The organism is Pseudoalteromonas sp. TB25 (assembly GCF_000497995.1).
GTDB classification, from domain to species: Bacteria; Pseudomonadota; Gammaproteobacteria; order Enterobacterales; family Alteromonadaceae; genus Pseudoalteromonas; species Pseudoalteromonas distincta.
The window spans coordinates 1-13,802 of record NZ_AUTI01000431.1 but is presented as its reverse complement, the minus strand read 5'-3'; the positions used below and the strand labels follow the sequence as shown (position 1 = coordinate 13,802).

The following is a 13,802-nucleotide window of genomic DNA, read 5'->3' as shown; positions in this document are numbered from 1 at the left end:
AAGCCGATATAGAACTTACTAAGCTTAAAAATCAAAACAAACCATTTTTTAGCCTTATATTTTCAAGCTCTAATCATAGCCCGTATGACTTTCCTGACGATAAAATAACGCTGTACGATAAACAAAAACAAACCCGTAATAATGCTGCCAAGTATGCCGATTACGCACTAGGCACCTTTATCGAAAAAGCTAAAAAATCGAGCTACTGGGATGATACTGTATTTATAGTTATTGCCGATCACGACTCGCGCGTATCGGGTTCAAACTTAGTACCGGTTGATCACTTTAAAATTCCGGCCGTTATTTTTGGAAAAGGTATTACCCATAAACGAGATAACCAACTAGCCAGCCAGCTCGATATCCCTGTTACTCTACTGTCTTTAATTGGCGCAAGTGGTAAGCACCCTATGATAGGTCATGATTTATCAAAGCCAATTAGCGACAACAAACAACGCGCAATGATGCAATACGACAAAAACTTTGCCTACATGCACGATAATAAAGTGGTGGTGTTACAACCACAAAAACCAGCAACCACCTATACGTATAGCAATAACCAGCTTGTGCCATGTGAAAACGATGAGCAACTAGTAAAAAAAGCCCTAGCCCATGCGAACTTAGGTAATTTAGCCTACACAAATGGTTGGTATCATTAACCAAGTGACTTGATAATAAAGCCTTGTTAAAGTAACAAGGCTATTTTTATAAACCGAGTAAACATGAAAATCCTCGTTATTGAAGACTCAGAAGCATTAAGACGCAGCTTGCAAGTTGGCCTTAGCAACCTTGGTTTTACCGTAGATGAAACTGGTGATGGCTCAGAAGGGCTGAGTATGGCACTAAGTGGAAACTACGACCTCCTCGTACTTGATTTAATGCTACCGAGCGTTGATGGCATGAGTATTTTACAAGCACTGCGCAGCAGTAATAGCCAAAGCCGTGTGCTAATTTTATCGGCACGAAGTGAGCCTCAAGATAAAATTAACGGCCTTATGAAAGGCGCTGACGATTATTTAACTAAGCCATTTTCGTTTGAAGAACTCCATGCTCGTGTCCTTGCATTACTTCGTCGTGGTTCACTGCAAAATCAACAAAATACCCTTACCGTAGGTGATTGCGTATTAGATCTCTCGCTTAAAACTCTTCACTACAAGCAACATGCCATTGAGCTCACGCGTAATGAATATAAAATAATAGAATGCTTATTTAACGCCCCAGAGCGAGTATTGGGGCTTGAGCTTATAAGTGAAGCGGTGGTAGGTCAGTTTGATATGCTCTCTAAAAATGCGCTTGAAGCACACATCTCAACCATACGTAAAAAAGTAAGACAGTTTGATGGCGAGCTCCCGATAAAAAATAAACGTGGATTTGGTTATGTCGCAACAACAAAATAAAAATCACTCAATAAAACGTAAACTCGTTAATAATATTAGCGCCGTGATCTCAGTTATTTTATTCACCATATTTTTAACCGTTGATTTAAGTGTTGATACTTGGGTGGAAGATCAGTTTAATCAGTCTTTAACTAATAAAGCTAACTACTTAAAAACCTTAGTTGAAGATGACAACAACGTGGTTGAATTTGATTTTGCTGGTGAGTTTATGTCGGAGTATGAAGCAGCCGATGCCACGGAGTTTTACCAATTATGGCATGGCCGTGATGTGTTTGAGCGCTCGGACTCATTAGCGCTTTATGAAAATGCTAACCTGCCTTTTTTAGAAATGCCGATTAACGAATCTAAAATTATAGATTACGAGCTTCCTAACGGACGTGATGGTCGCGCACTTATAAGTCACTTTGTAGCCCAAAAAGATGATAGAAACCCCACTCACTCTGCTGTTTTTAATACCATGACACTTGCAATCGCAGCGCCGACAGCCGAACTTAATAAAGTACTGATTATTATTGATGTGGTCTTTATTTTAACCTGTGTACTTGGCGTGTTTGGTGTGCGCTATTTAGTGACACGTATTGTAAATAAAGGCCTGCACCCACTACACAACTTAAACGACCAAATTAAGTTACTCGATATTACCGGTGTTGCGCAAACAATAGAAAGCGACTTTAAAGTAGAAGAAATAGAACCTATACGTAACGAGCTAAATAAGTTTATTACCGTTAATCAGCAACTCTATAGTAATGAAAAACGCCTAACAAGCGACATTGCACACGAGCTTAAAACCCCTATAGCTGAACTAATAAGCCTCTCAGAGGTGGCTATTCGCTACCCTGACGATAAACGCATTAGCGACACCTATACCAGTGATGTGCTTAATATTTCACAGCGTATGAAAACAATTGTTAGCAACCTCTTATTATTGCAGCGCTCAAGTAGTAGTGCTATGCAATTGAATGCACAAAATATCATTCTAAATAACTTAGTAAATCAAATTATTGATGAGCTGACCTTTAAGCACCCAACTATTAAAACGCGTTTAAATAACGAAATAAGTGGCGAACTTACGCTTAATGCTGACGAATTTAGTTTAAATACCATTTTGTGTAACTTAATCGATAACGCACTATTTTATGGACTTCCTGAGGCGCCAATTAAATTAACTGCCGTAAATAACAGCACAAACATGACTATCTCTGTTAGTAACAAAGTAACTAAACCACTAAGTAATGAACAGCTAATTGCTATTTTTGACCCGCTCTATCAGCTAGATTCATCTAGAACTAATAATCAGCGCCATGGTTTAGGATTATCAATTGTACAGAGCTTATGTAACTTAAATGGCTTTACTATTACGGCCAGTAATACCGAAAACAATACGCTAACGTTTATATTAACGTTACCTCTGAAGTAAATTTAGGTTAGTATTTACACTACTAACCTTCGAGATTTTAAGGACAAACCATGAATGCTCTTACCCGTGTTAGCCACTTTTTTATTGTGGCATTACTTATAACATTTAGCTTTAACAGCTATGCAGCACCTGCCTTATATAAAATAGAAAAAAATGGCGTCAGCTCTTACTTATTTGGCACCGTACACGTTGGTGATGCCAGCATGAAAGGCTTACCTAAAAATGTAACCGATGCGATTAGCGCAAGCAAAGAAGTGATTGTTGAAGTTGATATAAGCAAACTTACACCACTTGAAATGCAACAGCGCTCAATGCCATTTATGATGCTAAGTGACGGTAAAACACTGCAAACTGAGCTTTCAAAGCAAAATTATACCAAGCTAAAAGATTACTTTGCTAAAAAGTCGATTGATATTGCTATGTTTAATGGCTTAAAGCCTTGGGCTGTTATGGTGACTATGATGCAAATTGAATTTCAAAATGCAGGATATTCAGATAAAACCGGTATAGACAAGCAAGTGCTTAATTATGCTAAAGAGCATAATATTAAAATTGGCGAGCTTGAAACCCTAGAGCAACAACTACAAATGTTTGATGGTATGGCGCTACTAAGCAATGAAATGATTGAAGAAACCTTTGAGCAACTAGCCGATATTAATACTTACTTTATCAAGTTAGTTAATGCGTGGAAAAGCGGTGACATGGACACACTAACCGATTACTACAATATGAGTTTTGATGACAGTAATTACGGTGAAATTAGCGAGCAAGTAATGCTAACTAACCGTAATAATAATTGGGTTAAACAACTCACACCGCGTTTAGCAAACGAGCAGCTATTTATTGCTGTAGGCGCTTTGCATTTACCTGAAAAACACGGGTTACTTAAACAACTTCGAGATAAAGGCTTTAGCGTTACTCGTCTTTAAAATAAAAATGGGTTGAGTGAATTCCCACTCAACCTTTCTCTGAGCTTTTAATGAAAGTCTTCCATTTTTAAGTAATTCTCTATTCCTTTAATTTTGTCTGCCGCATGATGATTTACATAAATCACAGTACTTGTATTGGCAGCACAAATTTTCTCTATTAGTAGCAGTACACGTTGCCTGTTTGCTTCATCTAAGCCTAAGCAAGGTTCATCTAAAATAAGTAACGTTGGATGTTTTACCATAGCCCGCACAATTAACAACATACGCTGATCGCCGTACGATAGCTGGGTGAATGAGGTATTTTGCTTATCACTTAAACCAATAAATGCCAGCCACTGCTTAGCAATATTAATTTGTGCGTCGCTCGGTTTTTGATATAAACCTATGCTATCGTAAAATCCTGAAATAACAGTATTTAAAGCCGATATACTTACGCGGTAATCCATATGTAGCGCGTTAGATATAAAACCAATATGCTGTTTTATATCCCAAATACTCTCCCCTGTCCCACGTTTAAAACCGAACACTTCAATGTCATTGTTATAACACTGTGGGTTATCACCTGTTATTAAATTTAATAAGCATGTTTTGCCTGAACCGTTCGCTCCACTGAGCTGCCAATGCTGATGCTTTTCTATAGTCCAATTGAGATTTTTGAATATGCTTACATCACTGTAACTAACTTTAGCATTACTCAATTTAACTAAGGTATTACCGGTGAATGCCTTTTTCTCTTGTTCGGTATCAGGTGATGGCACATCCAATGAGGTATGTTCTAAATGAAGTAGTTTTAGTAAATCACTCAATTGCTCTCTGTCTGGCTTTGCTAAACTATGTAACAAGCAACCTTGGCTTACATAGCCATAGTGAGTAATGAATGAAGGGATTTCGTCTAGGCGGTTTAGTACAAAAACAAAAGTAATAGTTTGGCTAAGTTCTATGAGTATTTTATTGAGCTGCTGGCAAGATTGTACGTCGAGTCCATGAAATGGCTCATCAAGCACGACTAACTCACTATGGGAGCTGAGTGCTTTTATAAGTAGGAGTTTACGAGTTTCACCCGTTGAAAGGTCTCTAAAATGCCTATTTAGTAATGAGCTAAATTTAAATAACTCTATTAGCTGCGCTAATAACTCATCATTATTACTATGCCCTGTAAAAACAAGGTCTTTAACGAGGGAGTGCTTTTCATGCTCTAATTCTTGAGCTAGTAACTGTTTATGCGAATCTGAAGACACGAGCATAAGCTTATTAATACTACTACTTATACGCTTACCACTTTCGCACTTAGCCTCACCGATTAACGCAGCTGTCAGTGCAGATTTACCAGCTCCATTAGCACCTAAAAGTAACCAATGTTCTCCTAGGTTTACTTGCCAATCTAGGTTGCATATATCGTAACGGCTTTTACCTTGCCCTTGTAAGTAACCATTAAATTGCTCAAGCGTAATTGACTGCACTAACTTTTCCTAATAAACCTTAAAACAGCAAGTTAACGCATATTAAAAGAGCTTAGCAAGCTTGTAATCTGCAAAATTAATTTATTTCACTAACAACGCTAATACTATTTAATGCGTCTTTAATTGCTTGCTGGCTTATTGGCTTATGAATATGGAGGTTAGCTCCGTATTCATAAACTCGCTCTATATCATTTTGTGAGGTATTTGCTGTTATAACAATAATTGGCATTACTTTATTAAGATCGGAACGTATTTTTTTAATAGCCTCAAACCCATCCATTACTGGCATGTTTAAGTCCATAAAAACAATATCGTACTGATTTTCACTCACCATCTCACACGCGACTTTACCATTTTCTGCGCAATCATAGCTTAAACCTAATAAGCTAAGTATGCGGGTTAATAACATAGTGTTTAATGGGTTATCTTCAACGACTAAGCACGTTAGCTTGTTGTTTACTTTAAGAGGTGTTGGGAGGGCTTTACTTATTGTCACTGGTAAATACAAAGACACCAAAGCACCATGAGTTTTATTATTTGTAAAAGTAATTTCACCATGCAGTGCTTTTACAACGTATTGAACCCGGGTTAGGCCTGTTCTCAACCCTTGAAAGTGATTGGTTTGTTTAAATGAGTCAAATTCAAGACTGGTAATCTTCTTCGAAAAGCCACTGCCAGTGTCACTCACTGTTAAATGAAATTCATCATTTAAAAGCTTAGCTGAAACAGTAATTTCACCTTTTTGTGTAAACTTAATTGCATTACTAATTAATTCTGTAAGTGTGTGCTGCAAACGTTGATGATCCAATTTACATACACAATTTAACGATTCATCTAAAGATCTAACTAGTTTTAGGCCTTTTTGCTTACACGCATGCTTGTACGCTATTACTACTTTATTACACGACTCTAAAAGGTTTTCGTCATTTAAATGCGGTACCCATTTACCTGCACTTAAAGCCTGCAAGTCTTGTAATTCATCTAATATGGCTATTAACCTAAGCGCGCAATAGTTAGCTTGGGTTTTAACGCTTTGCTGTTTATCAGAAACCTCTAGCTCCTCAATAGACGTAATAAGTCCCTGCAAAGGTGTTCTAAATTCGTGACTAGCTCTGGCAATAAAATGTTCTTTATTTTGACTTGTTTGATAAACAAAATCTTTTTGTTTTTGTAGCTCTAAAAGCGTGTCTGAAACCTCTTTTTCCATTGGTATAAAAACAAATCTTAACTCAATAAGTAATAATGTCATTGCCAATAACCAGCATAGTATCTCTAGGTTGGCGACCCAATTTACTTTTTTAACAGCTTGAGATTCAAATAAGCTCACTGCCTTATCAAGCTTTGTTAATAACGTTTCAACATACTTTATAGAAAATACTGAGTGGTTTATCTCTCCTTGCTGATACAAAAGCCGCTCTGTTTGTTCTATATAGTCAAATACCGCTTTATCTAACCCTATCGTTTCACCAAAATATAAGTCTACTAACGCTGGATTTAAGTAAATGTATTCGTCATCAGAGTTTTTAGTTAATAATGTTTGATGGGACTCTTTAAATGTATTGAGGGACTTCTCAAGTGACTCAGTATGAGCTGGCGAGTAATTACTGATGTTAAGTATAGCATTACTGTGCCAAGCAATTTTCTGTGAGAGCATACGCTGGCTACCAGCGATGTTAATAATTTTTGCATCAAACTTTTGAACAGAAAAACTATGCTGCATTAATAAAGCAGAGCCACTTATTAATAGCGCTATTGCAATTAGTGCCCATCGATAACGTGTTCTCACGCTTTTAATAATATTGAACATGTATAAACCAGTTTTTTTATATAAGTGTAGACTAATTTTTTAAAACGAAGAATCAGTCAAAATAATTAAGCGAATTATTAATACCCAATAAAAAAGCCCAGCATCAAGCTGGGCCATAGTAGTAAAATTATATTAGCGATTCTCTAATCGATTATAATCGAACATTCCATATTCTATCCCACGATACTTTTTAGCTGTATCGTGCAATATATCGCTGTATTGCCAAAACTGTGGATGAGTACGTCGAATACCAAACTTAGATTTCAAAGCACCATAATCGGCTTCTATTTGCATCATAGGCAATTGCTCGGCAAAAGCATTTACTTGCTGCTCGTTATTTAAATACCAAATAGCTGCTGGGTAATCTCCGATAAACCCAGGAACAATAGTCGCGGTATCTTCATCATAAGCACGTTGGCCATCTTCGTTTAATAAACTAGATATATTGTAGTGCGCATTATGATGAATAATAGTGTAGCCCTTATGGCTATTATCTTCTTGCTTTACAAGTACAAAAGAAAGCTGAGGTAACAAGTTTACCGCTTTTGCTGGCATGTTACTTACAACATTTAACGGCTTTGGCACTTCAGTGTAGTTGTATTTTTCACTTAAAACTGGCGCTAAGGCTTCTTTCATCAAAGTATATAGCTCATGCTGTGGATCATCAGTTTTATAGTTAATACCACTTGGCTGACTAAATTCTCGGTTATTTTTAAAGAACTTAGATAAGTCAGGTGGTGAGTTACGATACCACTGCTTTTTGATTTGATTACGTTTAGCCTCAGGTAACAATGCTAAAAAGTTTTGCTCTCCCTCTAAACGTAAAAAATCCATATATAGGCGTGTCACTAATTGATGGCCTATATTTCCGTACACATCAAAGCCTGCTACAAGCAAATAGTGAATACGCTCAAACAAAGCATAATCTAATATCCAGGTGGTTTTAGGCTCTTGACCAATAAAACCTTTAACTACAGTTGCACTATCAAAATGGCGGAAAATAGTTAGTGCCGCATTTTTATTATGCCCATCACCTTTCCAAAGTAAGTCAGTTGTGAGGTGCTCACCACCTTTAAACATTTCGTTAGCAAGCTCAACTTTTGCCTGTAAATATTTTTTCTCACGAACTGAGTATTTAACCCAGCTAGAAATAGGTAACGCATTACTTTCCTCTGCAGCAGGAAGTTCTAGCGCTTCTTCATGTTGCATTAGCATTTCCCCTACAGCAGGGGTCGCAACCTTATCAGGATCAGCAAACGCCACCCAAAAGTGATCGTTTATAACATTCAAAGCAATCTGACCACGACAAACAGGCCCTTTTATAAAGCCCATAATAATTAACTCTGCCTCATCAAGCATAAATTGATACTTAGAATTAATTGGAATAACTTCGAAAGTTTTAAAAGGGTTAGATGCTGCCTTAGCCTCATAACTAGGCATTTTCGTAACCGTATAATCTGGCGCAATAAACTGCTCATATAAACGCAGTAATTTAGCTTCATTAAGCTCAAGAGGTAAATGTGTTTTAGAAAGTATGGTTGTACGCTCTTGCATAAAACGATAATAAACACGGCTAACTTTAGGGTCATCGTATGGGCGACGCGTGTTAATTAACTTTATTTCCTCTCCAGGAGGCGTACTTGAGCGAACTAGTTTGAAAAAGCTTTGTGGGTTTTCTGAAGTAAAATAAATATGTGCTAAAAACCAATGCTCATAAATATACCGTGCTGATAACTGATACTTTAAGCTATCTTGATTTAAAAATGCTTCCCAGCCCGCTATTTTATTCTGATCATATTTACTTGGTGGCTGAATATGTGACATTTTACCACCACCTTTAAGCCAGTTCTGTAAATGATTAAACTCTTCACGCGAAACACCAGGTAAACCATAAGGCATGCCGCCATGAGGTTGATCACTTGCCAATCGATCGAACTCACCCATTGTTGCGCAGGTTTGCGAACGCGCTAACGAAAAGTCAAACTCATCACCTAACACTTCGTTTACTGGCAATTCATGGCTTTGCTTTAACACTAAGCTATTAAATAACACACTGCCCGCTAAGTTAGCTTCTTCACTTTGTATGCGCTCATTTAGCACTGGCGTAAAGTTTTTTTCTCGCCATTGCTGAGTATTAGTTGCATCAAATAATAAACGGCTTGGGGTCGTTGCCAATAAACGAGTTCCATCGTAAACAAGCTCTTTACTCAACCCCCGGTCAATACCTTCAGGGGATGAGAGCTTCAGTTGACATGGTGCATCGTAACAACCATGACAAACTACGCAGCGGGTATCGAGTACAGGTTTTACATTTTGTAAAAAATCAGCACCAGCACCTGTTGTATGAGGCACCATTCTCTCTTGTGTTTGTTCAGGTCCAAAAAGATCATCGTAGTGAGCATTTCCCAAATATGCACAACCACTTAAAATAATGAGTACTATCGTACTTATTAGTATTTTTCTCATTCGTCGTCCTCATCACCTAAATCAAAGGTGGGCATCATATCCATTTGAGGAGAAACGAATGTATTCTGACCTTCAGTATTCAAAACAATACTTAAAAGAGGGCCATGCGTTAATGTTATCTGCGCATCGTGCTCTTGATCTAATATAGCTAAGTACAGAGGATTAGTTATAAGCAACTCATAACCGCTAACAGTAATAGCGACACTGCTATCTTCACTTGGGTTCTGGCAAATTTGAGCAAGTAACTCATCATCAAGTCCAATTGATATTTCAAAATCAGGCTGCTCTAAGTCTCTATTACTTAATGATTCATCTAATAGAAATAAAGGGAGGGTTAAATTACTATCTTGTTCAAATTCCATTGCGTTCTCTGCACTTTCTGACGATTTAATTGACGAGTATTATATCAAACTAGCGAGCAAATTAACGCTAAAGCTAATGTAACTGTGTTTAAACGTCATCCATAACAGATTCGATCACCGAAAATACAGCACCTTGAGGGTCGCATATAACACTAAAACGACCAACATCTGGGATATCTGTTGCAGGAACACATACTTGTCCACCTAAGCTAGCGGCTTTACTAACAATTACATCGCAACTCTCTACTGCAAAATAAATCATCCAATGAGCAGGGGTATCATCAGGCCATTCACTTGTCATTTCAAGCATACCGGCAATTGGTTGTCCATCGACTAAAAATAAAATGTAGTCCACCCCTTCCATAGGCTTTATTTCGCTTTCCCAGCCTAGTAAAGCACAGTAAAAGTCTCGACTTACTTTACTATCTCTTGTTGCTAACTCATGCCAATAAGGCGTATTTAATTCACCTAAGTGCTTACAACCTGTATGCTCATTCCCCTGCCATAGTGCAACAGTTGCGCCTACTGGATCTTTTAGCATAAGCATGCGACCTGCATTCATAACATCATGAGGGCCGGCAATAACTTCAGCACCCAGTTCTTTTGCTTTTAGCGCACAATCATTAACATTATCGACGGCAATGTAAGCCAACCAATGACTTGGGATACCTGCACTAATTTGCTCTTTAGGCATTTCGTACATTGCAGCGATATCATCACCTTGTTTTTGTAGCATGGTGTAGTATATGTTCTCTCCAATAGGTTGATCGTCATACCCCCAATCAAATAAAGATGTATAAAACGCCTTACCGTCTTTCCAATTGTGTGTACAAAGCTCTGACCAACAAAAAATACCATGCGGATGGTTTTCAACTTTACTCATGAGTAAGCCCTTATTATTCTAATTTTACCTAAACGAACTCTGTCACATTTTATAAACGAAATAATGGAACAGACCATAAATTGAGATTAGAGCAATAGCTAAGCAGAGTCGATAAAAGAAGGGCAAAAATTCGTTATTCAGTTGTTTCATATTTGAGGTTTTTAACGCAGTTAGGGTCAGATTTAACCTCTCAAATGGATTAAATATTATTGCTGATTGATATAAATGATTTACTAAGAAGTCCTTCGCTCTAGAGGAATCCATGAATCACTTTTCTGCAGACGTAAAAAAGCCCGACTATTTCTAGTCGGGCTCTCTACAATTTGAAGTCGGTGCGCTACGCAGTAGGATGTCGTAGTGCCCACAGCGGTGGAGAGTCACATAGCAAATGCTACTGGATTGGCCCACTGAGATATTGAGGGATTTTGCTGTGATTTTAACGTCGTGAGTCGCTACGCTCGACCGACCTACGTGATGGGTGTTGATGTGAGTGTGTGTTAATTGCGCGTATTTTACTTTTCTTCAGACGTAAAAAAGCCCGACTATTTCTAGTCGGGCTCTCTACAATTTGAAGCCTGGTAATGTCCTACTTTCACATAGCAAATGCTACACTATCATCGGCGCTGTTTCGTTTCACTACTGAGTTCGGCATGGAATCAGGTGGGTCCAAAACGCTATTGTCACCAAGCAAATTTGGGCGTTAATTCGTATCTCTACGCATTAACTGAATTTGGAAAATATCTGATAATATTTTTTAAGTCTTTCTAAGTAATATCTACTTTAGTTATATTAACTTCTGTCTAAACTGTCGCATAAAACGCGTTTGGCGTTGTATGGTTAAGCCTCACGGGTAATTAGTACAAGTTAGCTTAATGGCTCACACCACTTCCACATCTTGCCTATCAACGTTGTAGTCTTCAACGGCCCTTCAGAGACTTTAAAAGTCTAGTGAGAACTCATCTCGAGGCCTGCTTCGCGCTTAGATGCTTTCAGCGCTTATCAGTTCCGAACGTAGCTACCGGGCAATGCCATTGGCATGACAACCCGAACACCAGCGGTTCGTTCACTCCGGTCCTCTCGTACTAGGAGCAACCCCTCTCAATTCTCAAACGCCCACGGCAGATAGGGACCGAACTGTCTCACGACGTTCTAAACCCAGCTCGCGTACCACTTTAAATGGCGAACAGCCATACCCTTGGGACCGACTTCAGCCCCAGGATGTGATGAGCCGACATCGAGGTGCCAAACACCGCCGTCGATATGAACTCTTGGGCGGTATCAGCCTGTTATCCCCGGAGTACCTTTTATCCGTTGAGCGATGGCCCTTCCATTCAGAACCACCGGATCACTATGACCTACTTTCGTACCTGCTCGACGTGTCTGTCTCGCAGTTAAGCTGGCTTCTACCATTACACTAACCGTACGATGTCCGACCGTACTTAGCCAACCTTCGTGCTCCTCCGTTACTCTTTAGGAGGAGACCGCCCCAGTCAAACTACCCACCAGGCACTGTCCGTAACCCCGATTCAGGGGCCAACGTTAGAACATCAAAACTACAAGGGTGGTATTTCAAGGACGACTCCACAACAACTAGCGTCGCTGCTTCAAAGTCTCCCACCTATCCTACACATGTAGGTTCAATGTTCAGTGCCAAGCTGTAGTAAAGGTTCACGGGGTCTTTCCGTCTAGCCGCGGGTACACAGCATCTTCACTGCGATTTCAATTTCACTGAGTCTCGGGTGGAGACAGCGTGGCCATGGTTACACCATTCGTGCAGGTCGGAACTTACCCGACAAGGAATTTCGCTACCTTAGGACCGTTATAGTTACGGCCGCCGTTTACCGGGGCTTCGATCAAGAGCTTCTCCCTAAGGATAACCCCATCAATTAACCTTCCGGCACCGGGCAGGTGTCACACCGTATACGTCATCTTGCGATTTTGCACAGTGCTGTGTTTTTAATAAACAGTCCCAGCCACCTGGTCACTGCGGCTCCCGTCCGCTTAGAGAGCAAGTCTCATCACAGATAGGAGCGTACCTTCTCCCGAAGTTACGGTACGATTTTGCCTAGTTCCTTCACCCGAGTTCTCTCAAGCGCCTTAGTATTCTCTACCTGACCACCTGTGTCGGTTTGGGGTACGATTCCATATAATCTGAAGCTTAGAGGCTTTTCCTGGAAGTATGGCATCAACAACTTCATCACCTTAGTGACTCGTCTCGTGTCTCAGTCTTAATAGCAACCCGGATTTACCTAAGTCGCCAACCTACTCACTTTCACATGGACTACCAACGCCATGCTTGTTTAGCCTGCTCCGTCCCCCCATCGCAATTATATCGAGTACAGAAATATTAATCTGTTTCCCATCGACTACGCCTTTCGGCCTCGCCTTAGGGGTCGACTTACCCTACCCTGATTAACATGGGATAGGAACCCTTGGTCTTCCGGCGTGGGAGTTTTTCACTCCCATTATCGTTACTCATGTCAGCATTCGCACTTCTGATACGTCCAGCATACCTCCCGGTACACCTTCAACCGCTTACAGAACGCTCCCCTACCACTCAGAATAAATTCTGAATCCGCAGCTTCGGTGCATAGTTTAGCCCCGTTACATCTTCCGCGCAGACCGACTCGACCAGTGAGCTATTACGCTTTCTTTAAAGGATGGCTGCTTCTAAGCCAACCTCCTGGCTGTCTGGGCCTTTCCACATCGTTTCCCACTTAACTATGACTTTGGGACCTTAGCTGGCGGTCTGGGTTGTTTCCCTCTTCACGACGGACGTTAGCACCCGCCGTGTGTCTCCCGGATATTACTTTACGGTATTCGGAGTTTGCAAAGGGTTGGTAAGTCGGGATGACCCCCTAGCCTTAACAGTGCTCTACCCCCGTAAGTATTCGTCCGAGGCTCTACCTAAATAGATTTCGGGGAGAACCAGCTATCTCCCGGTTTGATTAGCCTTTCACTCCTAGCCACAGGTCATCCCCTAACTTTTCAACGTTAGTGGGTTCGGTCCTCCAGTTGATGTTACTCAACCTTCAACCTGCCCATGGCTAGATCACCGGGTTTCGGGTCTATACCTTGCAACTA

At 39.9% G+C, this 13,802-nt stretch carries 9 protein-coding genes and 2 rRNA genes; 4 read left to right on the top strand and 7 right to left on the bottom strand.

What is annotated here, in order from left to right:
• The 4 genes from L652_RS0121055 to L652_RS0121040 form a co-directional block, all read left to right on the top strand.
• Positions 1-656: sulfatase-like hydrolase/transferase (locus L652_RS0121055; protein WP_024596431.1), on the top strand; the 656-nt coding region annotated here is incomplete at its 5' end.
• A 63-nt stretch (positions 657-719) separates the two neighbouring features.
• Positions 720-1,394 (top strand): response regulator transcription factor, encoded by a 675-nt coding sequence (locus L652_RS0121050; RefSeq protein ID WP_007377292.1) that lies wholly within the window; start codon positions 720-722, stop codon positions 1,392-1,394.
• Positions 1,375-2,811, top strand: coding sequence for a HAMP domain-containing sensor histidine kinase (locus tag L652_RS0121045; protein ID WP_024596430.1), 1,437 nt, complete (start codon positions 1,375-1,377; stop codon positions 2,809-2,811). Before L652_RS0121050 ends, L652_RS0121045 begins: the two co-directional genes overlap by 20 nt.
• 50 nt (positions 2,812-2,861) lie before the next feature.
• Complete coding sequence (locus tag L652_RS0121040) at positions 2,862-3,740, top strand: TraB/GumN family protein (protein WP_024596429.1); 879 nt, start codon at positions 2,862-2,864, stop codon at positions 3,738-3,740.
• A gap of 47 nt (positions 3,741-3,787) precedes the next feature.
• Here the strand turns inward: L652_RS0121040 and L652_RS0121035 are convergent, their stop codons facing one another.
• From L652_RS0121035 to L652_RS0121005, 7 genes are all read right to left on the bottom strand, one after another.
• Entirely contained in the window at positions 3,788-5,200 is a 1,413-nt protein-coding gene (locus L652_RS0121035; RefSeq protein WP_024596428.1) for an ATP-binding cassette domain-containing protein, read from the bottom strand.
• Positions 5,201-5,276: 76 nt separating this feature from the next.
• A complete protein-coding gene (locus L652_RS0121030; protein WP_024596427.1) occupies positions 5,277-7,007 on the bottom strand; it encodes a response regulator in 1,731 nt (576 codons plus the stop codon).
• A gap of 132 nt (positions 7,008-7,139) precedes the next feature.
• A complete protein-coding gene (locus L652_RS0121025) occupies positions 7,140-9,473 on the bottom strand; it encodes a fatty acid cis/trans isomerase (RefSeq protein ID WP_024596426.1) in 2,334 nt (777 codons plus the stop codon).
• The gene (locus L652_RS0121020; protein WP_002959878.1) at positions 9,470-9,835 is read right to left on the bottom strand and encodes a hypothetical protein; all 366 of its coding nucleotides are present in this window, start codon (positions 9,833-9,835) and stop codon (positions 9,470-9,472) included. The genes L652_RS0121025 and L652_RS0121020 overlap by 4 nt, the downstream gene beginning before the upstream one ends.
• An 88-nt stretch (positions 9,836-9,923) precedes the next feature.
• Entirely contained in the window at positions 9,924-10,718 is a 795-nt protein-coding gene (locus L652_RS0121015) for a VOC family protein (protein WP_024596425.1), read from the bottom strand.
• A 573-nt stretch (positions 10,719-11,291) separates the two neighbouring features.
• Positions 11,292-11,406: ribosomal RNA gene (gene rrf, locus L652_RS0121010) — 5S ribosomal RNA — on the bottom strand.
• Between the two features lie 145 nt (positions 11,407-11,551).
• Positions 11,552-13,802 (bottom strand): 23S ribosomal RNA (locus L652_RS0121005); the annotation flags it as partial.